General features: G+C 44.3%; 21 protein-coding genes. 20 read left to right on the top strand and 1 reads right to left on the bottom strand.

Features of this window, described 5'->3' with window-relative positions; genetic code table 11:
* The first annotated feature begins 41 nt into the window (after nt 1-41).
* From V7D18_RS11875 to V7D18_RS11825, 11 genes are all read left to right on the top strand, one after another.
* Nucleotides 42-887, top strand: a complete 846-nt coding sequence (locus V7D18_RS11875; RefSeq protein ID WP_426154490.1) for a tyrosine-protein phosphatase — start codon at nt 42-44, stop codon at nt 885-887.
* A gap of 25 nt (nt 888-912) precedes the next feature.
* Nucleotides 913-1,758 (top strand): YitT family protein, encoded by an 846-nt coding sequence (locus V7D18_RS11870; RefSeq protein WP_426154489.1) that lies wholly within the window; start codon nt 913-915, stop codon nt 1,756-1,758.
* A 133-nt stretch (nt 1,759-1,891) separates the two neighbouring features.
* Nucleotides 1,892-2,473 (top strand): hypothetical protein, encoded by a 582-nt coding sequence (locus tag V7D18_RS11865; protein ID WP_426154488.1) that lies wholly within the window; start codon nt 1,892-1,894, stop codon nt 2,471-2,473.
* A 272-nt stretch (nt 2,474-2,745) separates the two neighbouring features.
* Nucleotides 2,746-4,200 (top strand): acyl-CoA carboxylase subunit beta, encoded by a 1,455-nt coding sequence (locus V7D18_RS11860; protein WP_426154487.1) that lies wholly within the window; start codon nt 2,746-2,748, stop codon nt 4,198-4,200.
* A 17-nt stretch (nt 4,201-4,217) separates the two neighbouring features.
* On the top strand, nt 4,218-5,000 hold the full coding sequence (locus V7D18_RS11855; RefSeq protein ID WP_426154486.1) for an OadG family transporter subunit: 783 nt from the start codon (nt 4,218-4,220) through the stop codon (nt 4,998-5,000).
* Nucleotides 5,001-5,019: 19 nt separating this feature from the next.
* Nucleotides 5,020-5,397 carry a biotin/lipoyl-containing protein gene (locus V7D18_RS11850; protein ID WP_117415238.1) on the top strand — a complete coding sequence of 126 codons (378 nt, stop codon included), beginning with the start codon at nt 5,020-5,022 and terminating at the stop codon, nt 5,395-5,397.
* 56 nt (nt 5,398-5,453) lie between these two features.
* The gene (locus V7D18_RS11845) at nt 5,454-6,602 is read left to right on the top strand and encodes a sodium ion-translocating decarboxylase subunit beta (RefSeq protein ID WP_426154485.1); all 1,149 of its coding nucleotides are present in this window, start codon (nt 5,454-5,456) and stop codon (nt 6,600-6,602) included.
* A 62-nt stretch (nt 6,603-6,664) separates the two neighbouring features.
* Nucleotides 6,665-8,077, top strand: coding sequence for an oxaloacetate decarboxylase subunit alpha (locus tag V7D18_RS11840; protein ID WP_426154484.1), 1,413 nt, complete (start codon nt 6,665-6,667; stop codon nt 8,075-8,077).
* A gap of 174 nt (nt 8,078-8,251) precedes the next feature.
* Nucleotides 8,252-9,982 (top strand): ABC transporter ATP-binding protein, encoded by a 1,731-nt coding sequence (locus V7D18_RS11835; protein WP_426154483.1) that lies wholly within the window; start codon nt 8,252-8,254, stop codon nt 9,980-9,982.
* Nucleotides 9,979-11,835, top strand: a complete 1,857-nt coding sequence (locus V7D18_RS11830) for an ABC transporter ATP-binding protein (RefSeq protein WP_426154482.1) — start codon at nt 9,979-9,981, stop codon at nt 11,833-11,835. The genes V7D18_RS11835 and V7D18_RS11830 overlap by 4 nt, the downstream gene beginning before the upstream one ends.
* Nucleotides 11,836-11,855: 20 nt before the next feature.
* Nucleotides 11,856-12,305, top strand: coding sequence for a MarR family winged helix-turn-helix transcriptional regulator (locus V7D18_RS11825; protein WP_426154481.1), 450 nt, complete (start codon nt 11,856-11,858; stop codon nt 12,303-12,305).
* Nucleotides 12,306-12,329: 24 nt separating this feature from the next.
* Here V7D18_RS11825 and V7D18_RS11820 read toward each other — a convergent pair whose 3' ends face one another.
* Nucleotides 12,330-13,448 carry a PucR family transcriptional regulator gene (locus V7D18_RS11820; protein ID WP_426154480.1) on the bottom strand — a complete coding sequence of 373 codons (1,119 nt, stop codon included), beginning with the start codon at nt 13,446-13,448 and terminating at the stop codon, nt 12,330-12,332.
* A 159-nt stretch (nt 13,449-13,607) separates the two neighbouring features.
* Here V7D18_RS11820 and V7D18_RS11815 point away from each other — a divergent pair, with 159 nt between their 5' ends.
* The 9 genes from V7D18_RS11815 (at nt 13,608) to V7D18_RS11775 (ending at nt 24,318) form a co-directional block, all read left to right on the top strand.
* Entirely contained in the window at nt 13,608-14,213 is a 606-nt protein-coding gene (locus V7D18_RS11815) for an AAA family ATPase (protein ID WP_117415231.1), read from the top strand.
* 96 nt (nt 14,214-14,309) lie between these two features.
* The gene (locus V7D18_RS11810) at nt 14,310-15,032 is read left to right on the top strand and encodes an amino acid ABC transporter ATP-binding protein (RefSeq protein ID WP_426154479.1); all 723 of its coding nucleotides are present in this window, start codon (nt 14,310-14,312) and stop codon (nt 15,030-15,032) included.
* Nucleotides 15,033-15,044: 12 nt separating this feature from the next.
* Complete coding sequence (locus V7D18_RS11805) at nt 15,045-15,740, top strand: amino acid ABC transporter permease (RefSeq protein ID WP_426154478.1); 696 nt, start codon at nt 15,045-15,047, stop codon at nt 15,738-15,740.
* A gap of 43 nt (nt 15,741-15,783) precedes the next feature.
* Nucleotides 15,784-16,695, top strand: a complete 912-nt coding sequence (locus V7D18_RS11800) for a substrate-binding periplasmic protein (protein ID WP_426154477.1) — start codon at nt 15,784-15,786, stop codon at nt 16,693-16,695.
* Nucleotides 16,696-16,718: 23 nt separating this feature from the next.
* Nucleotides 16,719-17,849 (top strand): iron-containing alcohol dehydrogenase, encoded by a 1,131-nt coding sequence (locus tag V7D18_RS11795; protein ID WP_426154476.1) that lies wholly within the window; start codon nt 16,719-16,721, stop codon nt 17,847-17,849.
* Between the two features lie 31 nt (nt 17,850-17,880).
* Complete coding sequence (locus V7D18_RS11790) at nt 17,881-19,230, top strand: aspartate aminotransferase family protein (RefSeq protein ID WP_426154475.1); 1,350 nt, start codon at nt 17,881-17,883, stop codon at nt 19,228-19,230.
* A gap of 228 nt (nt 19,231-19,458) precedes the next feature.
* Nucleotides 19,459-21,825, top strand: a complete 2,367-nt coding sequence (locus V7D18_RS11785; protein ID WP_426154474.1) for a dockerin type I domain-containing protein — start codon at nt 19,459-19,461, stop codon at nt 21,823-21,825.
* Nucleotides 21,826-21,846: 21 nt separating this feature from the next.
* Complete coding sequence (locus V7D18_RS11780) at nt 21,847-23,646, top strand: cadherin-like beta sandwich domain-containing protein (protein WP_426154473.1); 1,800 nt, start codon at nt 21,847-21,849, stop codon at nt 23,644-23,646.
* Between the two features lie 291 nt (nt 23,647-23,937).
* A complete protein-coding gene (locus V7D18_RS11775; RefSeq protein ID WP_426154472.1) occupies nt 23,938-24,318 on the top strand; it encodes a GntR family transcriptional regulator in 381 nt (126 codons plus the stop codon).
* Nucleotides 24,319-24,324: the final 6 nt, after the last annotated feature.

The following is a 24,324-nucleotide window of genomic DNA, read 5'->3' as shown; positions in this document are numbered from 1 at the left end:
GACGTAATGTACTGCAGGAAAAATGGGAGGAAATGATAAAGATGAATGAGAAAAATACCGGTTCCATGGGGAGAATAAAGCTTGAGAAGCTGCATAACACCAGAGATTTAGGCGGTTTGGAAACTCAGGACGGAAAGATGATACTGCCTAAAAGGCTGATCAGGAGCGGAACCTTATACGAGGCAACCGGTGATGATATCCGGATATTATCTGATGGGTGCGGTCTTGGAACAGTCATTGATTTCAGAACAGCGACGGAAAGAAAGCAGAAGCCGGATCCCGATATGCCGGGAGTCCGTAATATATTTAATCCCATTCTGGATGAAAAGACAGTGGGAATTACCTTTGAAGACGAAGAACAGGAGGCAGAGGAAGGGGAACCGGATGCAATAAAATCAATCCTTCTCCATGCCTCTTCCTTAGGCGGAAAGCCGGAGACGTATGTGGACAGGCTTTACGAAGATCTTGTTTTAAATGATCACGCCGCATATTCCTATTCCAGATTTTTCGATCTTTTGCTGGAAGCGGATGACAGGGCGGTTCTATGGCACTGCACAGCCGGAAAGGACCGGGTGGGAGTGGGGACTGCACTGCTCCTTACTGCACTTGGGGTTCAACGGGATACCATTATAAAGGATTTTGTAAAGACCAATGATTACGTCATGGAGCAGGTAAATCTCACCTGTTCCATGATTGAAAAGGAGACTGGGGACAGAAGCCTTGCAGACTGCGTCAGGGTATTATTTACTGTTTCGGAGTCTTATATTCTCCGCGCTTTTTCTGCCATAGAACAGTCCTTTGGAACCATAGACCATTATCTGACAGACCGGCTGTCTGTGACTCAGGAAAAAAGGGATGCGCTCAGAGCAAAGTTTTTAGCGCAATAAGTATACGAAAGGAAGTTACTGAAGTATGAATTTGAAAAAAATAGCTACGGTGCTGGCAGGAAACACCGTATATGCGCTTGCTGTTTCTTTGTTTATTCTTCCAAATGGGCTGATTACAGGAGGTACAACAGGTCTTGCTTTAGTTGCCCATGCAAAACTTGGAATTTCAATTGCTCTGTTTGTAGGGGTATTTAATATTATCATGTTTGCTGCCGGCGCATTTGTGCTTGGAAAGGCGTTTGCGCTGACAACCTTAATCAGTACCTTCTATTATCCATTTATTCTGGGGATTTTTGAGAATCTGTTCGGCAATATGGTGATTACCCAGGACCGAATGCTTGCAACCGTTTTTTCCGGACTTTTAATCGGTGCGGGTATCGGCATGGTAATACGGGCGGGAGCGTCCACCGGAGGCATGGATATACCTCCTCTCATCATTAATAAAAAGTGGAATTTGTCAATTTCTCTTACCATGTCGGTTTTTGACTGCCTAATACTTCTCTCCCAGATGATATTTTCCGACATGGAGCAGATCCTGTATGGAATTCTTCTTGTTCTTTTATACACCATGGTTCTGGATAAAGTGCTTATGACTGGCCGGAATCAGATGCAGGTTAAGATCATCAGTAAAAAGTATGACCAGATCAGCCAGGAGATACAGAGGCGGATGGACAGAGGAACCACACTGCTTGCCAGTGAGGGAGGCCATTTAAGGGAATCCTCTTTTGCTGTTCTCACTGTGATTTCAGGAAGGCAGCTTTCTAAGCTTAATGAACTGGTTCTGGAAATGGATCCTCATGCCTTTATGATTATCAACCAGGTAACAGAGGTGAGGGGAAGAGGTTTTACCCTTCATAAAGAATACAAATAATTAAAAATGCGGACAAATATCTTACGGAAAAATGACTAAGGTTTACGGTTTTTGAAACTCTATTGACTTCCAATCTTTACCGGTGCTATACTGTGCCCGAAGCAGTAAATGGACGCAGGGAGGAACGAAAAAGATGCTCAGGAATAGATTCGGTATCATTTGTTTTGTCATTGCACTGGCTGTATTTTTTGCAGCCGGCTGCGGAAAAAAGGGAGATTTAACCGCCGGTTCCAAAGCTGCGCAGATGACTGAATCGGAGACTGCGGCCAGCATTATGGAAAAATCCATGACGGAAAGCGGCACAGAAGGAACGGCTGCTTTACAGGAAGAGGAGCCGGGCACACTTATGGACGATCAGGGAGAATCGGCTGATGAGACCTATAAGGGACCGGGAAAGCAGGCGGAAGCCTTTGCGGAAAAAATACAGGAAGCAGTTTCAGACCGGAATTTAGAGGCTCTGGCAGAACTTATTACCTATCCATGTGTATTTATTAACAGTGATCAGGAAACAATAATCTTAAAAAAGCAGGAGGATCTCTTAAAGCAAAATCCGGATATGGTGTTTGGGGATGATTTAATGGTTTCTGTGGCCAAGGTGGATACAGCCACACTTAAGAAAACCGAAGAAGGTATCGTGCTGGGAGAGGGAGCATCCAGGATTATATTCCAGGAATCGCCGGAGGGCAGCATCGGGATCACGGAGATTAAAGAATGACTTTGTATACAACATACAAATAAGTTCGACAAAAATATACAAAATGCCGGAAAAATCTACACCAATCGATAAAATGCCAACGGAAATTAGGAGCAAGAGACAATGGATTGTAAGAAATCCATAGTTTTTTGCTCTTTTTTTACTAAAAAGAGCTTGAAATATATCGTAATTAATTATACAATTATAATTGGCAGAAATTGGTGTTATTATATAGTCTTGTCGTTATTTTTATAACGAGGCTATGCAAATATTACAAAATGGAGGATTGCAAAATGAGTAATTCAACACAAACATCAGCAAGTAACCGAATTCACGCTTTGCTTGATGAAAACAGTTTTGTTGAAGTCGGCGGTTATATAACAGCAAGAAGCACTGACTTTAACATGACAGCAAGGGAAACTCCTTCTGACGGTGTTATTACCGGCTACGGTACCATCGGGGGCTGCCTTGTGTATGTGTACAGCCAGGACTCTTCTGTTTTTGGTGGGGCTGTAGGAGAGATGCATGCTAAAAAAATCACACGACTTTACACCATGGCTATGAAGATGGGAGCACCGGTGATCGGTCTGATTGACTGTGCCGGATTAAGACTTCAGGAGGCAACAGATGCCCTGAATGGCTTTGGTGAAATTTATATGAGCCAGACTTTAGCATCAGGAGTGGTACCCCAGATCGTGGCGGTCTTCGGCACCTGCGGCGGCGGCATGGCTGTCTCGGCAGCTATGGCAGATTTCACTTTTATGGAAGGAAAGTCTGCAAAGCTGTTTGTCAATTCACCCAACGCCATACAGAACAATTATATGGAAAAACTAAATACCGCTTCCGCTGGTTTTCAGAGCAGGGAAGCAGGACTGGTAGATTTTATCGGAGAGGAAGAAGAGATTTTTGATAATATCAGAACTCTTGTTACGATTTTACCTGCCAATAGCGAGGATGACATGTCTTACGATGAGTGCACGGATGATTTAAACCGCGTATGTTCCGATTTGGCAAACTATGTTGGAGATACGAAAATTGCGCTCACACAGATTTCTGATAATCATTTCTTTATGGAGACCAGGAAAGAATATGGCTCCTCTATGGTTACCGGCTTTATCCGTTTAAACGGTATCACTGTGGGCTGCGTTGCCAATCGAACAGAATCCTATGACGACAATGGATTAAAGACCATGTCCTATGAAGCGAAATTAACGGGACAAGGCTGTGAGAAGGCTGCAGAATTCGTTGGTTTCTGTGATGCATTTGACATCCCCCTTCTCACTCTGGTGAACGTAACCGGGTATGAGAACACAACAGGATCTGAAAAAACCATTGCAAAGGCAGCAGCAAAGCTCACCTATGCATTTGCCAACGCAACCGTACCGAAAGTAACCGTTGTGATTGGACAGGCACTGGGAAGCGCTTATCTTACCATGAACAGCAAATCCATTGGTGCAGATATTGTATATGCATGGCCCGAATCAGCAATAGGAATGATGGATCCGGTTGAGGCTGCAAAGATCATGTATGCGGATGAGATCGCAAAGGGAGAAGACGGAAAGGCAGTGATGGAGGAGAAGGCGGAAAGTTACCGTGCCCTTCAGTCCAGTGCACTTTCAGCAGCAAAAAGAGGATATGTTGATGATATCATCGATGCCAGTGAGACAAGAGCCAGAGTGATTGCTGCATTTGAGATGTTATTCACAAAGAGAGAGGATCGTCCGGCGAAAAAACATGGCACGATATAGAATGAGGTGACAGGTATATGAAATTAAATTTGAAACGAGCAGTAGTGGGTCTTACTATGGCAGTCTGCCTCTTTTCATTATCTGCATGCGGTGCTGCCAGTACCAAGTCCGAAGGCATCGATGCTGATATGAAAGCGCAGCTTGAGCAGATTCCCGTCGCCTCGTATCTGGAGCTGTACACCGGTCTTGAGGACAAAGATACCGAGCAGATGCGAAAGAGCCTGGCAAAAAAGGAAGAGGTGGCTGCGCTGGCAGAGGGAATCGATTCCTGGAATAATGTAAAGGGTGATTTAGGCGGTTTTGTTTCAGCTTCTGATTCTGTGAAATTGGAAGAGAGCAAGGATGGATATACTGCTACGGTCAATACCGTATTTGAAAAGAGAAATATGGATTTCACCGTAACCTTTGACCATAAGCTTTCCAAAATAATCAGTGTGGCATTTATTCCACAGTATAATACAGCTGAAAAGATGGAAAAGGCCGGTTTTAATACACTGATGGGAATGGGAACGGTATTTGTAGTATTGATCTTTATCAGTCTGCTGATTGGCGGGTTCCGTTATATCAGTATATTTGAAGAGAAAATGCTTAATAAAGGAAAGGGTTCGGAAACAAAGGCGGCTGCTGAAGCTGAACCGGTATTTGCCACACCCCTTGCAGAGGAAGATGAGCTGAAGGATGATCTGGAACTGGTAGCTGTAATAACAGCAGCGATTGCAGCATCTGAAGGAGTATCACCAAGCGGTCTTGTTGTTCGTTCCATTAAACGTGCAGCAGCCGGTAATTGGAAAAAAGCATAAAATCAGGAGGATTGTCATCATGAAAAATTATAAAATTACAGTGAATGGTAATGTTTACGATGTAACCGTAGAAGAAACAACTGGTACAGCAGCAGCATCTGCTCCGGCAGCGGTATCCGCTCCGGTTAAAACAGCAGCTCCCGCTGCAGCACCTAAGAAAGAGACCGCAAAAGGACCGGAAGGTTCCGTAAAAGTAACTGCACCTATGCCAGGTAAGATTCTTGGTGTTAAGGTAAGTGCAGGACAGTCTGTAAAAAAAGGCGAAGTCCTTCTTGTTCTGGAAGCCATGAAGATGGAGAACGAAATCGTAGCACCTTCCGATGGAACAATTGCCAGCGTTCAGGCAGCTGTGGGTGATTCCGTAGAAGCAGGCGCAACTTTGGCTACATTAAACTAGTACGGAAAGATCCGCTATAACAATAAATAGCGCGGATTCCTTATGGAGGGATTAACATGGATTATATTAGTAATACATTCACCAATCTTCTTCAGCAGACCGCATTCTTCAACCTGACTGCAGGTAACATGCTTATGATCCTGGTCGCTTTTCTGTTTTTATATCTGGCGATTCAAAAAGGATTTGAACCCCTGCTTCTGGTGCCGATTTCTTTTGGTATGCTGCTTGTAAATATCTATCCGGATATTATGAAAGAGGTTGGAGCGGATGGTGCCGGCGGCGGACTGCTGCAATATTTCTTTAAACTGGATGAATGGGGGATTCTTCCTCCGCTTATCTTCATGGGCGTAGGTGCCATGACAGACTTTGGTCCTCTGATTGCAAACCCTAAGAGCTTTCTGTTAGGGGCAGCAGCCCAGTTTGGTATTTATACCGCATATTTTCTGGCGATTTTTTTGGGATTCAGCGATAAAGCAGCAGCAGCGATCTCCATTATCGGAGGCGCAGACGGCCCTACGTCTATTTTCCTGGCAAGTAAACTGGGAATGACTTCTCTGATGGGACCCATTGCAGTTGCGGCTTATTCCTATATGGCACTGGTTCCGATTATTCAGCCGCCTATTATGAAACTTCTCACAACAGAGAAGGAGCGTAAGATCAAGATGGAACAGCTTCGGCCGGTATCCAAGCTTGAGAGAATTCTGTTCCCGATCATTGTAACAACTGTTGTTTGTATGATCCTGCCAACGACCGCTCCATTGGTTGGTATGCTGATGCTTGGCAATTTATTTAAAGAATCCGGTGTGGTAAAACAGTTAACAGAAACGGCATCCAATGCATTGATGTATATAGTGGTTATTCTTCTTGGTACATCAGTAGGTGCAACCACCAGTGCGGAAGCGTTCTTAAATTCCAATACACTTAAAATTGTTTTCCTGGGTCTGGTTGCATTTTCATTTGGAACAGCTGCAGGTGTCCTGTTTGGAAAGATCATGTGCAAGCTGACAGGAGGCAAGGTCAATCCGCTCATCGGTTCCGCCGGTGTATCCGCAGTTCCCATGTCGGCCCGTGTATCCCAGAAGGTGGGTGCTGAGGCTGATCCGACGAACTTCCTGCTGATGCATGCCATGGGACCAAACGTAGCCGGTGTTATCGGTACTGCGGTTGCAGCCGGTACATTTATGGCTATTTTCGGAGTGAAATAATATGACCGGAGAATACAATTTCCGGCAGCAAAGTAAATGAACAATAACCAGGAGGTAAGAAAATGGCAGATATAGAAAAAAAGCCGGTTAAGATTGTAGAGACAGTTCTTCGTGACGCTCATCAGTCTTTGCTTGCTACAAGAATGACAACTGAACAGATGCTTCCGATCGTGGGGAAGATGGACCAGGTTGGTTATTATGCAGTTGAATGCTGGGGCGGTGCTACCTTTGATTCATGCCTGCGCTTCTTAAAAGAAGATCCCTGGATGAGACTGAGAAAACTGAGAGACGGATTTAAGAACACAAAACTGCAGATGCTGTTCCGCGGTCAGAATATTCTGGGATACAATCATTATGCAGATGATGTGGTGGAATATTTTGTTCAGAAATCCTTATCAAACGGAATCGATATCATACGTATCTTCGACTGTCTCAACGATATCCGTAACTTACAGACTGCAGTAACAGCCTGTAACAAAGAAAAAGGGCATGCACAGGTTGCGTTAAGCTATACACTTGGAGATGCTTATACTCTGGATTACTGGAAAGATATTGCAAAGAGAATTGAAGACATGGGCGCAGATTCTATATGCATTAAGGATATGGCGGGACTTTTGACGCCCTATAATGCTGATGTGCTGGTTCGGGCTTTAAAGGAATCGACAAAGCTTCCTATTGATCTTCATACCCATTATACATCGGGTGTTGCATCCATGACCTATTTAAAGGCGGTGGAAGCAGGCTGTGATATTATTGATACTGCAATGTCTCCTCTTGCTTTAGGTACCAGCCAGCCAGCTACCGAAGTTATGGTTGAAACCTTTAAGGGAACCCCTTATGACACCGGTTATGATCAGAATCTGCTTGCAGAGATTGCAGCTCATTTCCAGCCGATCAGGGATGAAGCCTTAAAGAGCGGACGTTTAAATCCCAAGGTGCTTGGAGTTAATATTAAGACACTTCAATATCAGGTACCGGGCGGTATGCTTTCCAATCTGGTGAGCCAGTTAAAGGAAGCGGGTCAGGAAGACAAATATTTACAGGTTTTAGAGGAAGTTCCAAGAGTAAGAAAGGATTTTGGAGAGCCTCCGTTAGTTACTCCTTCTTCCCAGATCGTTGGAACACAGGCAGTTTTAAATGTAATCAGCGGTGAACGTTATAAGATGGTAACCAAAGAATCCAAAAAGATTCTTATGGGTGAATTCGGACAGACAGTAAAACCCTTTAATCCGGAAGTTCAGAAAAAGATTATTGGTGATGAAACACCGATTACCTGCCGTCCGGCTGACTTAATTGCACCACAGCTTCCTCAGTTTGAGAAAGAGTGTGCACAGTGGAAACAGCAGGATGAGGATGTTCTGTCCTATGCCCTGTTCCCCAGTGTTGCCAAGGAATTCTTTGAATACCGTGCAGCACAGCAGACAGGTGTGGATTCCACTCTGGCTGATAAGCAGAACAAGACATATCCGGTTTAATAAATCAGATTGAGAAATCAGGCCTTAAATGCCCCTGTTAAGGGGGCACCGGGCCTGATTTTTTTATGAGAACGGCTGGATATTTATTGACATTTCCGTCAGAGAGAATATAATAGTTGTATAGTCAATAGTTGCAAATACAATTATTGTAATAATCAATGTGGAGAAAAGAAAATGAATAATCTGCTGCATTATGCCAAAAAGTACAGAAATGAATTGATTCTTGCAATTATCTGCATCGAGGCCGAGACCGTATTTGAACTGATCATACCAATGATTATGGCGGACATTATTGATGTGGGTGTTGCAAACGGCAACAAAAGCTACATTTTGATGAAAGGAGGACAGATGATTGCCTTTGCAGCAGTCGCTCTTTTACTGGGGCACGCCTGCGCCCGTCTTACGGCAGTCTGCGGCAATGGAATTGGTGCTGAGATCCGAAAAGCGGAATTTCAAAAGATGCAAACCTACTCCTTTGCCAACACAGACCGTTTCAGTACATCATCCCTGGTAACAAGGCTGACCAGTGATGTTACCACCATCCAGAACTCCATAACTAACGGAATGCGTCCTGGATTTCGTTCTCCGGTGATGATGCTCACAGCACTGGTCGTGTCTTTCCGGCTGAATGCCAGTCTGGCCATGGTGTTCTTTATTGCCGCCCCCCTGCTGGCAGTGATCTTATTTTTTATCATTAAGAATGTTAGACCTCTTTATGGGAAAATGCAGGGCGCCATGGATTTTGTAAACCGTACCATACAGGAGAACTTAAGAGCAGTCCGTGTGGTTAAGGCGTATGTCCGGGGCGATTATGAAACCGAAAAATTCGGAGAGGTCAATACATATTTAAAGAATAGCTCGGAGCGTTCGTTTTCACTGGCAGCTCTCAATATGCCTGCCATGCAGTTTGTCATGTACGGAACCATTTTAAGCATTCTTTGGTTTGGCGGGAACCTTGTAATTGGAGAACATATGAAGGTGGGCGCACTTACCAGCTTTTTAAGCTATGTGCTTCAGGTTCTGAATTCTCTTATGATGTTTTCCAATGTGTTCCTGTTATTTACCAGGTCTCTGACTTCCTGGAGAAGAATTTCAGAAGTTCTTGTGGAAGAACCTCAGATCCGCGATGACCGTGCATCCGACATAGAGATTACCATGGGAGGCATACAATTTGATCATGTATATTTTAAATACAGGGAAACTGCAAAAGAATATGTGCTTTCTGATATATCCTTTGAGATCCTTCCTGGGCAGACAGTGGGAATCATCGGGCAGACCGGCGCTGCAAAAAGCACGCTGGTCCAGCTGATTCAGCGGTTGTATGAGATAAATTCGGGGGAAATTCTGATAGACGGACAGCGAATTTATCAGTATACCCAGGATCATTTAAGGAAAGCCATTGGTATGGTTTTACAGAAAAATACTTTATTTTCAGGAACAGTGAGAGAAAATCTTTGCTGGGGAAAAGAGAATGCTTCCGACGATGAGATTAAGGAGGCATGCCGGATTGCCTGTGTGGACGAATTCATTGACCGTCTGGAAGATGGATATGATACGGTTCTCGGACAGGGCGGCGTCAATCTCTCCGGCGGGCAGAAACAGCGGCTGTGCATAGCAAGGGCGATCTTAAAAAAACCAAGGATTCTGATTCTGGACGATTCAACAAGTGCGCTGGACACAGCCACGGAGCAGAAGATCAATGATGGATTAAAAGATGCACTTCCGGATATGACGAAGATTATAATCAGCCAGAGAATCTCTTCCGTTTCCCATGGAGACCAGATTATTGTTTTGGATGACGGCAGGGTGAATGCGGTGGGTACCCATGAAGAGCTTTTAAGGGATAATGAAATCTATAGGGATATCTTTGAATCCCAGCAGAAAGGAGGGGGGCTTTCCTCATGAAACAGACAGGACGTGCAAGACCAAAGGATGCAAAAAAGACCCTTATCCATCTGTTAAACTACATTGGGCACTACAGGATTTCCATTTTGCTGATCGCAGTTCTGGTATGCATCAGTGCTTTTTCCGGGATTATGGGGACCTATCTTTTAAAACCGGTGATAAACCGCTATATTATTCCAGGAGATATTCCCGGGCTGATCCGCATGATTTTTATCATGGGCTGTCTGTATCTGGCGGGAGCACTTTCCTGTCTGATTTACAGCAGAATGATGGTTCATGTTTCCCAGCAGGTAGTGAGTGAGATCCGGATGGATTTATTCCGTCACACGCAGAAGCTTCCTCTTGTTTTTTTTGATACCCATACTCATGGAGAGCTGATGAGCCATTTCACCAATGATGTGGATACCATATCGGAAGCGTTAAACAACAGCTTTACGCTGCTGATTCAGAGCTTTATTACTTCAACAGGAACCATCATCATGCTTTTGGTCCTTGATGTACGTCTTTCCCTGATCGTTGTTTTCTTTCTGGCAGTCATGCTGCTTTATATCCGTCATAACGGAAAGATAAGTAAAAATTACTTTGCAAAGCAGCAGAGGAATCTTGGCAGCATCAATGGGTTTGTGGAAGAAATGGTGGAAGGGCAGAAAGAGGAAAAGATTTTCCGCCATGAAAAACAGGATTTTGAGAAGTTCTGTGAATTAAACGAAGCACTTCGGCTTTCCTCTACAAAGGCATCTATTTACACCGGTATTACAGTTCCTACGATTGTTGCGCTGTCTTATTTTAATTATGCAGTTTCTGCCTGTGTGGGAGGTTTGTTTGCAATCTCAGGACTGATTAATCTGGGAACTCTTGCCTCCTATCTGGTATATGTAAGACAGAGCGCCATGCCCATGAATCAGTTTACCATGCAAATTAATTTCCTGATGGTTGCGCTGGCAAGTGCGGAGAAAATCTTTCTGATGATGGAAGAAGAGCAGGAAGTGGATGAAGGAAACGTGACTCTGGTAAAGACAGAGGAAGGGGAAAATGGAATTCTCGTGGAATCCCAGGCTTATACAGGATGTTTTGCATGGAAGCTGCATGATGAAAAAGAAGGATACCGGCTGGTGCCTCTTAAGGGAGATGTTCGTTTTCATGAAGTTATTTTTGGCTACAAACGGGAACACTCCATATTAAACGGAATCAGTCTGTACGCAAAGCCTGGTCAGAAAATTGCTTTTGTGGGCTCTACCGGGGCGGGAAAAACCACCATTATCAATCTGGTCAACCGGTTCTATGAATTAAATGAAGGTCTGATCACCTATGATGGAATTGATATACGGCAGATAAAAAAGGATGATTTAAGGCGTTCCATTTCCCTGATTGTCCAGGATACTCATTTATTTACGGGTACGATTGCCGATAATATAAGATATGGAAGGCTGAATGCAACTGAGGACGATGTACGGGAGGCTGCAAGAATTGCAAATGCGGATTCCTTTATCAGAAGGCTTCCTGCCGGCTACGATACTCTGCTTGAAAATGACGGCAGTAATTTATCCCAGGGGCAGAGACAGTTAATCGCCATTGCCCGGGCTGCCATATCCCGCCCGCCGGTGCTGGTGATGGATGAGGCCACCAGCTCCATCGATACGCGGACAGAAAAGCTGATCGAGAAGGGGATGGATACACTGATGAAAGGCCGGACCGTGTTTGTCATTGCCCACAGACTTTCAACTGTCCGTAACTCCCACGCCATTTTAGTTCTGGAAAGAGGAGAGATCATTGAACGTGGAAATCATGAAGAACTGCTTGCAGAGCAGGGCAAGTATTATCAGCTCTATACAGGGCAGTTTGAATTGGAATAATAATAAGAAGGAGGCAGATTGTGAAGAAACAAAATATCAGGGAACTGCTGGTGCGGGGGGAAAAGGCAAGGAAGCAGATTTTTTTCCCGCTGTTATCTGATCTTGGACTGACACCAGGTCAGGGGCAGGCGAAAATATTATATCATCTTCGGCAGGAGGACCGCATTACCCAGAAAGAGCTGGCAGACCGTTGCAGAATTGATGCGGCAGCGATGTCAAGAAACATTGATAAGCTGGAGGGGCTTGGTCTTCTTGTCCGGGAAAGCAATCCCGACTGCAGGAGATCATTTTCCATCTGCCTGACAGAGAAGGGATATAAGGAAGCGGGGGAAATACGAAAAGTATTTGAGCAGTTTGAGGGGATTGTCAGTGAGGGAATCTCCCAGGCAGATATCGATGTATTTTACAGGGTTATGGAGCATATGTGCGTTAATATGGAGCATTATAGTGCTGAAGACAGTGGAGAATAACAAATTGCTTCCTGTTCATATGAATTATATGGCAAAATATTCTCTGATATAAAAAGCCATCAGCAAATCGAATTTAATTTTGGAATCGTCCATCTCAGTTCCTAACAATTCTTTGATTTTTTTCATCCGGTATATGACCGTGTTCCTGTGGGTGTGCATTTTATCGGCTGTTTTTAACAGATTGCAGTCAGACAGCAGGAAGACTTTTAACGTATCCATGTAATCAGTATCATGGGCCGAATCAAAGTCTTCCAGCACTCCCAGGCTTTTTTTGCAGACAGACTGCAGCAGTTCCGGGTCAGAAGATGAAAAAAGTATCTGAAAAAATCCCAGTTCATCAAAATTAACAGAGGGAATACTCCAGAATATGGAGGCGGCCAGTGCAAATCGGGCGCGTTTATAACAGATCCCTGTTTTTTCCAGGGAATAGAATTCATTGCTGATTCCCAGTGTGATGCCGTCATAATACATAAGAATATCCATGATTTCACTAAGAGGAGGCGCGGACTGGGAAGCGAGATAAATTAGGATATGCAGATTATCATGTTCAAAAAGGTGGTATTTTAACTGAAGACGGTTTAAGGAAAAGGTGATTCTGGTAGCATTGCGCAGGTTGGAAATTACAATGATCCGGTAGTCGGATGCAGTGGGGAAACCGTTCTGGTTTAAGGTCATAAGAGTGGTCTCGTGAAGCGTGGTCTGATAGAGAGCGCCCTGAAACGCCGCATTTAAATGGTCCACACTCTGTGTATTTTGAAGGAGGGCTTTACAGTAATCCTGCATGATATCCACCAGATGGACTTTCCAGGGCATGGTAATTAAAGGGAATCTGCTGATTTTGCAAAATTCCAGAATTTCAGCCGTGATGTCTGCTGTTTCTAAATAGTTACCTACATTAATGATAAGTCCGCTGCAGTTGTAAGTCACCAGTGAGCGGATAAAATCCAACAGGCAGGTTCCGCTTTGGGTAAAGAGACCTGTGGTGATAACCAGCTCCCCGCCTTTTAAAAAAGACATATTTTGTATATCCTCTGCCAGATAGATCCAGGAGACGGAGTTTGACAGTCCGTTCTCACCGCTGTGAAGGATGAGACTGTATTGGTCAATGCCAGAGTGATAGAGATCAGAAACTCTTGTTCTCATAGTAGTTACCTCCCTTCTGATTGAGGGTAAGTATATCACACATTGTACTTAAAGTACAATAACCAGTAAAAAGATTGGAACCTGCAGACATTGCAGGGGAAACAGGGAGGGAGTATAATAAACGCTATAACAAATACCTTTAGAAAAGAGGTGTACCATATGAAAGAAAAGTTTGTTGTTACCATAACAAGACAGTTTGGCAGCCTGGGAAGACCCATTGCCAGAATGGTCAGTGAGAATCTTGGTATCGAATATTATGACAGAGACATTGTTGAGATGACTTCGAAAGATTTAAATCTTCCGGTCTCTGCTGTCAGCGATGTGGAAGAAAGTGCCAAATCAGCATTCTTTAATATGAACTATCCTCTTGGAATGGGGACCACCGCCATTCAGGATTCTGTCTTTGCAGTCCAGAAAAAGATAATCATTGATCTGGCTGAGAGAGAATCATGTATCATCGTAGGAAGATGTGCGGATCATATTCTGGAAGATTATAAGAATATTATTCACATTTTTATATATGCCCCTTATGAGGCAAGATTAAAAAACTGCGTTGAGCGTCTGAACATGAGACCGGATGAGGCAAGGAAGATGATCGCCTCGGTTGACAAGGCGAGAGAATCCTATCACAGGCATTACTGCGGTTATGTCATGTCAGATAAGGAGCATAAGCATGTTATGATTGATTCCAGCCTGTTGGGCGTGGAAGGTACCTGTGAAATCTTAACAGAGATTATCCGTAAAAAATTTCAGAATATGCTGTAAAAAAATATCCACATATAACATTCCGGGCAATGGAGCTTTTGAAAAAAAGACATTGCCTTTTTTGTTGTATCAAAAAGGATAAAAAGGAGGTTCATCATGCTGCAAATAAAAAATCTGTCTAAATGCTTTGAAGATCTGGAAGTTTTAAAAGATGTCAATCTGTCAGTAGAAAAGGGTGAAGTAGTGGTGATTATAGGACCTTCCGGATCGGGTAAAAGTACGCTTCTGCGCTGTGTTAATCTGCTGGAGAGCCCTACAGGAGGAGAGATCCTGTATCATGGAGAGGATATCACGCATTTAGGAAAAAAGGTCACAGATTACAGAAAACAGGTGGGAATGGTATTTCAGAGATTTAATTTATTTCCTTTAAAAAACGCCCTGGAAAATGTAATGTATGCACCCGTCAAACTCAATAAGGTTCCTGTTAAAGAGGCAAAAGAACAGGCAATGGATCTTCTTGGAAAGGTCGGGCTGGAAAACAGGGCACATGCTTATCCTTCCGCATTATCAGGCGGTCAGCAGCAGCGGGTGGCCATCGCACGGGCGTTGGCAATGAAGCCTGAGATACTTCTCTTTGATGAGCCGACTTCCGCTTTGGATCCTGAGCTGGTTGGGGATGTGCTGGAGGTAATGAAACAGCTGGCAAAAGAGGGAATGACTATGATTGTGGTCACCCATGAAATGGGATTTGCAAAAGATGTGGCAGATCGTGTGATCTTCATGGATGGCGGGTTTGTGGTAGAAGAAGGGGCTCCGCAGGACATATTTACGAATCCACGGAATGAAAGAACCAGGACATTCTTGTCCAGAGTACTCTAGGGAGGTGAAGGGATGGAACTGAATTTTGGAAAAGCAATTCATACGCTGGGCCCCAGTCTGTTGGGAGGAGTGGGAATTGTTCTTTATATAACACTTTCCGGTTTTTTCTGTGCACTCACTGCAGCTCTTATCATTGCAATCGGACGCCTTTCAAAAAACAGGGTGCTCAGCCGGATTTTATCGGTTTTAATTGAACTGATCAGAGGAACACCGCTTCTTGTTCAGCTTTTTTATATCTATTATGTGATACCAACTCTGTTAAACGGAATCCTCGCCATGGCAGGGTACGAAACCAATATACAACTGAAAGCATCCACCTGCGGAATCATCGGATTTGCCGTTAACTACGGCTGTTACATGTCAGAAGTCATCCGTTCTGCAATTCTTGCAGTAGACCCCGGGCAGAGAGAGGCAGGGCTGGCACTGGGATTTAGTGAGGCGAAGGTAATGTTTCATTTTATCATACCTCCGGCACTGAGGAATTCCGTACCGGTCTTTGGAAATTATCTGGTTATGCTGATAAAGGATACGTCCCTGCTGGCAATGATCTCTGTGCAGGAACTTCTTCTTCGTACAAAAACCTACGCTTCCCAGACATTTCTTACGGTAGAAGCGTATACTCTTCTGGCGATTGTCTATTTATTACTCAGCATTCCCCTTTCCCAGATGACCGGGATTCTGGAACGCAGACTCAAGCGTATGCCGTAAATTTATATGAATCTATCAACAAGGAAAGAAAGGCAGGAGAATTATGAAAAAAATGAAAACAGGAAAAAGAATCGCAGTGCTGGCAATGATGGCCGCAGTTTTACTGACGGGCTGCAGCGGGAAGGAGGCAGCAGGAAAAGACACAGAAGCAGGCAAGACACAAAACACCGCTTCCGGTCAGAGTACAGGAGAGTCTGCCATGTTAAAGAAAATAAAGGAGAAGGGATCAATCCTGATTGGTTCATCCAATGACGCACCATTTTGCTATAAAGATGTGGAAAGCGGACAATTAAAGGGAATTGATATTGAAATCTTAAAAGAAATTTGCAAACGCATGGGAATTGCAGATATCGAAATGAAGGAGATCGATTTTTCCAATCTTCTGGTAGAACTGAATAACAACAATATTGATATGGTTGTTGATGGCATGTATGTAAAGGATGAGCGGCTAGAAATTGCAGCGTTTACAGATAAATGGTATCAGGAGGGTGAGGCGGTTGTAATACCCGCTGATTCAGACATTAAAAGCAAAGAGGATTTAAAAGGCAAAAAAATTGGTGCGCAGCCAGGTACTGCATTCTATGAAACTGCACAAAAATGGCTGGATGAAGGAAAAATAGGGGAGCTTCTTGCGTTCGACAATCAGGCAACACTGATGACGGCAGTTAACACGGGAAAGGTTGACGCAGTTGTGACTGACGGAATTGTTGCAGGCTATACACTTTCTTCAGACAGTTCTTTAAAACTGAAACTTTTAGCTCCCTACGAAGCGGAGGCCAGCGGACAGATCGGTGCCGCAGTCCGTTTCCAGGATAAGGATTTCTTAAATGAAATCAACAAGTGTCTGAGTGAAATGAAGGAAGACGGTACATTATCAGGAATATTAAAATCCTATGGTCTGACTGATGACTATTTTGTTGGAGTAGAGGAAGGGAAAACAAAGAACGTAAAATAGTAGTGAAAGAGAGAGGCATTTATATGGATTTTCAATATTACCTGCCGGTTAATCTGGTATTTGGACGGGGAAAAGCGGAATTAATCGGAGAAAAAGCGGCTTTACTTGGAAAGCGGGCGCTTATTGTAACGGGAGGCAGGAGTACAAAGGAATCCGGTCTCCTTGCCAGAACGGAGGAACTTCTTAAAAAGCAGGGAGTTTCCAGCGTGCTTTTTGATAAAGTGGAGCCCAATCCTTTAACAACTACGGTATATGAGGGGGCTGGCATCGCTTCTTTAGAAGGCTGTGATCTTGTTGTAGCTCTTGGAGGCGGGAGCAGTCTGGATGCGGCAAAAGGAATTGCCTTTCAGGCAGTAAACGGTGGAGATATCAACGAGTACATTTTCGGCAGAAAGGTCAGCGATAAGGCACTTCCGGTTCTGGCAGTTCCCACTACCTGCGGGACCGGAAGTGAGGGCAATGGTTTTGCCGTGATGACAAACCCGGATACGTCAGATAAAAAATCACTCCGGTGCAGTGCCATTGTTCCTGCATGTTCCATCATTGATCCGCTGCTGATGACCACCATGCCGAAAGCTGTATTGGCATCGGTAGGCTTTGATGCCCTCTGCCATAACATGGATGCTTATATATCAACCATATCCCAGCCGCTTACCGATCTGATGGCATTGGAAGGAATCCGGCTTGCTGCAGACAGCTTAAAGAAAGTCTATGTAGACGGTAAAGATTTAGACAGCTGGGAGAAACTGTGTCTTGCAAGCACTTTAGGCGGAATGGTAATTAACACAGCGGGAGTGACTGCGCTTCACGGAATGGAGCACCCGGTCAGCGGGCTTAAAAATGCGGTTCACGGCAGAGGTCTGGCAGCTCTGGCTCCTTATGTCTATGAAGCCTCCATAAAAGGTTCGCCGGATAAATTTGCAGCCATGTCAAAAATGCTGGGTGGGAAAAATGAGTCTGATTTTGTCAGTCGGATCAGGGAATTGACATCAGAACTTCATTTAACAGAAACCCTGGGAGATATGGGAATTACAGAATCTGATGTACCGTGGCTGACAGAAAACTGTATGAAGATATCTGCTGCCAGTATTGCCAATCACCCGGTTATACTAAGCCGGGAAGAGATAAACAGTATTTATACAAAATCAATTTAAATTGCCTTATGATGGCAAAAAGGAGGATCTTATGCTGAGAGATGCATTGCCGGAAATAAAAACTCTCCTGCCGGGACCGAAAGCAGAAGCTGTTTTAAAACGGAGAGAGGAAGCGGTGCCAGGTGCCATTAAATCTGTATATCCCTGCGTGATCAGCAGGGGAGAGGGCGCTATGCTGGAGGATTTGGATGGAAACCGGTTTCTTGACTGGGTAGGCGGTGTGGGTGTATTGAATATTGGATACAGCCATCCGGAGATTGTAGAAGCGGTTAAGGAACAGTCGGAAAAATATTTTCATGGAATGATGAATATTGTCACCCACGAAGGATACATAGCGCTTGCCGAAAAAATGAACGAGATTGTTCCCCTCAAATCAGAAAAAAGAAAAACCATGTTTGCAAATTCCGGAGCTGAAGCTATCGAGAATGCGGTGAAAATTGCAAAATCCTATACAGGAAGACCCAATATTATTGTATTTTCCGGAGCGTTTCATGGAAGAACCCTTCTTGCTGCCACGATGACTGCGAAAAAAACATATGCGTTTGGGATCGGGCCGTTTCCAGATGGAATTTACCGTGCAGAATTCCCGTATTTATACAGAAAGCCGGAGGGATTAAGCGATGCTGCAGCAGTTGACTATTATATGGAAAAGCTGCAGAAGGTGTTTGAAGAAGCTTCTCCTGCAGAATTTGTGGCGGGAATTGTGGTAGAGCCGGTACAGGGGGAGGGCGGTTTTGTTCCGGCTCCCATGGAATGGGTGAAGGCGTTAAGGAAAATCTGTGACGAGAAAGGGATTCTGCTGATTGCTGATGAGGTGCAGACCGGTTTTGGACGTTCCGGCAGAATGTTTGTTTCCAACTACTGGAAGGATGCCGGCTGCGCTCCGGATATTCTGGCCTCCGCCAAATCAATAGCCGGGGGATTGCCCTTAAGTGCAGTCACTGCATCAGCAGAAATATTTGACGGTGTAAAAGGCGGAATTATAGGCGGAACCTTTGGGGGAAATGCGCTTGCATGTGCATCTGCTTTAAAAGTGATTGAAATTATGGAGAGAGAAGATCTGTGTTCCCGTTCCATTGAGATATCAGATATATGCAGGAGCCGGTTTCAATTGTGGAAGGAAAAATTTGAAGAGGTAGGAGATGTGAGAGGAATCGGCTGTATGATGGGAATTGAGTTTGTTACGGATAAACAGAGCAAACAGCCTCATACAGTTCTGGTGAGAGAGCTGGTTGACTACTGTGTCCGCCATGGCTTAATTGTGGAGAGTGCAGGTGCATATTCCAATGTGATCCGTTTTCTGTGCCCGTTAGTGGTGACGGATGCACAGCTTGAAAGCGGGCTTGCAATTTTGGAATCCGCGATTGAATCCTGCAGGTAAGAACAATATAAATTAAGATCAGCAGGTTTTTCCGACAGCAGGGTGTTTATGCATCCTGCTGTTTTTGTCATTTGTATAAAATGAAAGATTTTCTTACAAATATTTCCAATTGGCTGAAGATTAACTGATTCTGTTGACACATGGTATCATTTGTCATTATAATAAAATAATGTATGATTTACATATAACTGGAAATAAAAATACTTGAGTGTATCATGGGAGAAACAGATGAGAAAGTATAAAAAAGCTGGTAAGATGGCAGCAGTTCTTGCCGGTATTCTGGTGATTAATTCTTTTACAGGACCAATATCACCATACATAGATACGTATGCTTATACGAATAAGGCGGCAACGGTAAACGCTACAACACTGAATGTGAGAAGCGGACCGGGTACTTCCTATTCAATTGTTACGAAGCTGACCAACGGAGCTTCCGTCACTGTGGTCAATGAAAAGAACGGATCAGACGGAGCGCTCTGGTATGAGATAAGTTTTAACAATTCCAACGGTCAGGCAGTGACAGGTTATGTTACAAAAAGCTATCTGAAATTTGCCGCGGTTTATACCAGCAATGCTGATTTTGAGTCAAAACTGTCTGCACAGGGGTTTCCCGAAAGCTATAAGGTGCGTTTAAGAGCGCTTCATGCCCAATATCCCAACTGGGTGTTTACTGCACAGAAAACCAATTTAGACTGGAATACCGCAGTGAAGGAAGAAAGTCTGGTGGGTAAAACCCTGGTACATACCAACAGCATGTCATCCTGGAAATCTACGGAAAACGGAGCTTATGACTGGAATAACAGCACCTGGGTCGGATTCGATGGCAGCAGCTGGGTTACCGCATCCGAGGATATTGTTAAGTACTATATGGATCCAAGGAATTTCCTTGATGAGACCAATGTATTTCAGTTCCTGTCGCATACATATGACAGCAACAGGCATACACTGGAAGGATTAAATACCATGGTTAAGGGGACATTCCTGTCAGGAAGCACCTCGAATACCGGCTCCTCCCAGGGATCTGCAGTTACCACGCCGGAAAGCGGATCTTCTACGGATTCAGGAAACAGTGCCGGCCCCGGAGCCAATATCGGACCTGGCGGAAATACAGAAACTCAGGGTTCCTCTTCCGGCAATGTAAGCCTGGAATCACCCCAGGCCTCCATTACACCCAACCATGCAGCAGTTCTTATGGATTATGGACCGGGAGCAAGTCTTACGGGACCTTCTGCCGACTCACCTTCAACAGGAACCACCACAGGAAGCGGCGCTTATACGAATATGATTATGAATGCAGCGACTCAGTCAGGTGTGAACCCTTATGTACTGGCTGCCATGATCATACAGGAACAGGGATCGGCAGGCACCGGCAAAAGCATTTCCGGCACAGAATCAGGCTATGCCGGGTATTACAATTTCTTTAATATAGAAGCATATCAGTCCGGTAACATGACTGCTGTGCAAAGAGGCTTGTGGTGGGCATCTCAGGCAGGCAATTACGAGCGCCCGTGGAATACACCGGAAAAATCAATTTTGGGCGGTGCGTTATATTATGGTAATAACTACGTAAAAGTTGGGCAGGATACATTTTATCTGAAGAAATATAATGTACAGGGGTCAAATCTTTATAAGCATCAGTATATGACCAATGTACAGGGTGCGGCATCTGAAGCAGCAGTATACTCAAAAGCTTATAACAGTGATATGAAGCAGAGCGCACTTGAATTTAAAATACCGGTTTATAATAATATGCCTGAAAATCCATGCAGCCAGCCAACGGGTGACGGTAATCCCAATAACAAGCTGTCAGGACTTAGTGTGGATGGATTTGTTATGACACCAAGCTTTGACCGGGATACCAGGGAATATAACCTGATTGTGGATTCTGGTGTGACCAGTATTAAGGTGAACGCTTCTGCACTGTATTCTGCTTCTTCCGTAAGCGGAACCGGGACTATTGCGCTTCAAAGTGGCAATAATGATATTAAAGTTTCCGTTACAGCACAGAACGGTAATGTGAGGGAGTATATTCTTCATGTAGTCCGTCAGGCAAATGGTCCTACCTACAGTTCCGGCAGCAGTACCCCAGCCAACCCTGGTTCATCAGGCAGTAACAGCTCATCAGGAGGCAGCAGCTCTTCAGGCAGCAACAGCTCCTCCGGCAGCAGGGGACCGGGAGCTTCCGGTTCTTCTTCGGGAAATGAAGCAGGAACACCGGGCGGAAGCAACATTACCATAGCGCCGGATGGTTCCTCCAATATATCGGTACAGGCATCTACCGGAGTAGTGAAACAGGGACCAGGGCAGTCGGCAGATGTTACCAGCCCTGCCCAGACGCAGGCTCAGACACAGACACAGGCTCAGACTCAGGCGCAGCAGACCCAGTCAGCCTCTGCCGGTACCGCTTCAAAAGGTAGCAGCGACATCAATGGTGACGGAAAAGTCAACAGCCTGGATGTGCTGAAGCTGCAGAGATATCTTCTTGGTCTGGAGACCTTATCAGAGTCCGGAAAAGCAGCAGCCGATTTAAACGGCGACGGAAAAGTGAATTCTCAGGACCTTCTTCTTTTGCAGAAGAAAGTACTTGGAATGTAAGTTTATGAAATAGGAGATTATATGAACAGGAAACTGAAAGAATTGATCACCAGCTTTATGCTGGTTTGTATGATGGCTGTATTAAGCCCCTGGGGCCACATGGTATCCTTAGCAGCAGAGGCGAAGATTTCATTTTCCGATCCTTCTGTTATGGTAGGGAATGATGTGACCGTGAATATGAAAGTGACCAGCGATACCGCACTGGGGACTGCAGAAATCATGCTGTCTTATGATCCCGGAATACTGGAATTTGTAAGCGGAACCAATGCCAATGGCGGAGCCGGGGCGATCAAGATCCTTGGTACCATGGATTCTGCAGATCAGAAAGCCTTTAATTTTACTTTGAAATTTAAAACATTAAAAGCCGGAAGCGGAAAGATAAGCGTCACTTCCCAGGAGATTTATGATGTGAATTCCGGTGCAGTTACTCTGTCAAAGCAGGGAAGCGCCACTGTGAAAGTTACATCACCTGCAACAACTTCAAAGGATGCCACATTAAAATCCTTAAAGATTTCTCCCGGAACATTAACTCCTGCTTTTTCCGCATCTGTGGACAGCTATACGGCAGAGGTTGATGCCGGCACAGCGGATCTGGTTGTCAACGCAGTTGCTTCCAATGCGGGAGCACATGTTACCCTTCAGGGTGAAAAAGGATTGAAAGCCGGAGAAAATCAGGTCGTCGTCAAAGTTACGGCAGAAGATGGGCAGACTATTAAGAATTATACGATTAAAGTCACGAAACCGGAAGGCGGAGAAACCACTCCTGCAGCCAGTGATGGCGGGGAGACAAGTGAAGCTGAGTTCAGCTCCGCTTCCGTGACCATTCATGATATAGTGTACAGCATCGCTTCTTCATTCGACGAATCCTCACTGCCGGAAGGCTTTGAGACCAAAACCTATCAGTATAAAGGAACTGAGGTGATGGCTGGAAAGGGACTGGAGAAAGATATTCTTTTATTATACTTAAAGGATGAGGGCGGTAACGGCGGATTCTTTATCTATAATGAAAGTGCGGACAGCTGGTCTCAGTTTGTTGAGGTAAAAACAACAGAAAAAGCAGTTGTGATCATGCCTCTTGATAAAGACACAGCGGTTCCGGAAGGCTTTAAAGAGCAGCAGATTGAAATTGACGGAATTAAAGTAACCGGCTGGGTTGCCAATACAGAATCAAAAGCTGAATACTGCCTGTTCTATGGAATGAACTGGAATGGAGAAAAGAATTTCTACCGGTATGATCTTTCAGAAAAGACAGTTCAGAGATATTTTGCTTCCGGAGTCACCAATGACAAATATGTGGAGCTGGCGAAAACCTACAGTGATCTGCTTAAGGATTATCACTTACAGTTTTATATTTTAATTGCAGTCAGCGTACTGGCTCTTGCATTACTGGTAATCGTAATTTTCCTGATTAAACGAGGCGGCGGACCGGATTTAAGGCCTGATGAACCTCTGCATGAGACTAAGAGGAAGGACGAGCCTAAGAGCCGCAGAGAAAGCAGGGCAGAAGATGCACCGCCTGCGAAAGTGAAACGTTACAGCAGAGAGGAATACAGCGAAAGAGAACGGACCGGCAGACTGGATTCCGGTTTTGAAGATGATATTATGGACGAGCCTGATTCGTTCATCCCCAAGACCCCTGTTTATGAGGAAGAGGATGATTTTATGGAAGAGTCAAGCCTGGAAGAGATGGAGCAGAATTTAATGCCTGGAGTAAGGGTACATCAGACGCAGCCGAAGGAAAGGGCAGTCAATGCCCGAAGAAATCCAAAGATGAATGAGAATAAGGATGATGACTTTGAATTCATGGATCTGGATGACTGATCAATCATATAAATTAAAATAGAAAGGAAAGCGCCCTTTTTCACGGGTGCTTTCCTTTTATTTTAAATGAAAAAACAGATATTTATTTCTAAAAAAGGGAAAATGATCGGTTCCTGTAAAGTCTATGCTATTGAAAAGAGTAAATTGGTTTGTTATAATAATTCTCTGAGATTAAAAGAAAAATTGCCTTTTAAAAACAGAGTTTTGAGTGTTGGCATATATTATATATTGAAAAATGCATTATCGTGTGCTATTATGTGTATAACAGATATAACGAAAGATGGTGAAAAGATGATATTGCAAATTGATTTTAACAGTGATGAAGCGATTTACATTCAGCTTCGGAACCAGATAATCATAGGAATCGCCACGGAAAGTATCAGAGAAGGAGACCCCTTGCCTTCCGTTCGCCAGATGGCCGATCATATAGGCATTAATATGCATACGGTAAATAAGGCGTACTCTGTTTTAAAACAGGAGGGATTTGTGAAACTGGACCGCAGGAAAGGAGCGGTTGTTTCCCTGGATGTAGATAAAATACAGGTTCTTGATGAGATGCGCAGGGATTTAAGCGTTGTGTTAGCAAGAGGCATCTGCAAAAATATTTCGTGTGATGAGGTTCACCAGCTGGTTGATGAGATTTTTCAGTCTTTTATAAAAAGCCAGAGATAACAGTGA

Source organism: Lacrimispora sp. 38-1, from assembly GCF_049890855.1.
Taxonomy (GTDB): Bacteria; Bacillota; Clostridia; order Lachnospirales; family Lachnospiraceae; genus Lacrimispora.
Note: the sequence above shows the minus strand (reverse complement) of the source record. Positions and strands in the feature narration are given on the sequence as shown.

Bases quoted from the DNA above. Each gene is read 5' to 3' on its own strand.
- V7D18_RS11875 (WP_426154490.1), top strand. From the start codon at position 42: ATGAATGAGAAAAATACCGGTTCCATGGGGAGAATAAAGCTTGAGAAG.
- V7D18_RS11870 (WP_426154489.1), top strand. From the start codon at position 913: ATGAATTTGAAAAAAATAGCTACGGTGCTGGCAGGAAACACCGTATAT.
- V7D18_RS11865 (WP_426154488.1), top strand. From the start codon at position 1,892: ATGCTCAGGAATAGATTCGGTATCATTTGTTTTGTCATTGCACTGGCT.
- V7D18_RS11860 (WP_426154487.1), top strand. From the start codon at position 2,746: ATGAGTAATTCAACACAAACATCAGCAAGTAACCGAATTCACGCTTTG.
- V7D18_RS11855 (WP_426154486.1), top strand. From the start codon at position 4,218: ATGAAATTAAATTTGAAACGAGCAGTAGTGGGTCTTACTATGGCAGTC.
- V7D18_RS11850 (WP_117415238.1), top strand. From the start codon at position 5,020: ATGAAAAATTATAAAATTACAGTGAATGGTAATGTTTACGATGTAACC.
- V7D18_RS11845 (WP_426154485.1), top strand. From the start codon at position 5,454: ATGGATTATATTAGTAATACATTCACCAATCTTCTTCAGCAGACCGCA.
- V7D18_RS11840 (WP_426154484.1), top strand. From the start codon at position 6,665: ATGGCAGATATAGAAAAAAAGCCGGTTAAGATTGTAGAGACAGTTCTT.
- V7D18_RS11835 (WP_426154483.1), top strand. From the start codon at position 8,252: ATGAATAATCTGCTGCATTATGCCAAAAAGTACAGAAATGAATTGATT.
- V7D18_RS11830 (WP_426154482.1), top strand. From the start codon at position 9,979: ATGAAACAGACAGGACGTGCAAGACCAAAGGATGCAAAAAAGACCCTT.
- V7D18_RS11820 (WP_426154480.1), bottom strand. From the start codon at position 13,448: ATGAGAACAAGAGTTTCTGATCTCTATCACTCTGGCATTGACCAATAC.
- V7D18_RS11815 (WP_117415231.1), top strand. From the start codon at position 13,608: ATGAAAGAAAAGTTTGTTGTTACCATAACAAGACAGTTTGGCAGCCTG.
- V7D18_RS11810 (WP_426154479.1), top strand. From the start codon at position 14,310: ATGCTGCAAATAAAAAATCTGTCTAAATGCTTTGAAGATCTGGAAGTT.
- V7D18_RS11805 (WP_426154478.1), top strand. From the start codon at position 15,045: ATGGAACTGAATTTTGGAAAAGCAATTCATACGCTGGGCCCCAGTCTG.
- V7D18_RS11800 (WP_426154477.1), top strand. From the start codon at position 15,784: ATGAAAAAAATGAAAACAGGAAAAAGAATCGCAGTGCTGGCAATGATG.
- V7D18_RS11795 (WP_426154476.1), top strand. From the start codon at position 16,719: ATGGATTTTCAATATTACCTGCCGGTTAATCTGGTATTTGGACGGGGA.
- V7D18_RS11790 (WP_426154475.1), top strand. From the start codon at position 17,881: ATGCTGAGAGATGCATTGCCGGAAATAAAAACTCTCCTGCCGGGACCG.
- V7D18_RS11785 (WP_426154474.1), top strand. From the start codon at position 19,459: ATGAGAAAGTATAAAAAAGCTGGTAAGATGGCAGCAGTTCTTGCCGGT.
- V7D18_RS11780 (WP_426154473.1), top strand. From the start codon at position 21,847: ATGAACAGGAAACTGAAAGAATTGATCACCAGCTTTATGCTGGTTTGT.
- V7D18_RS11775 (WP_426154472.1), top strand. From the start codon at position 23,938: ATGATATTGCAAATTGATTTTAACAGTGATGAAGCGATTTACATTCAG.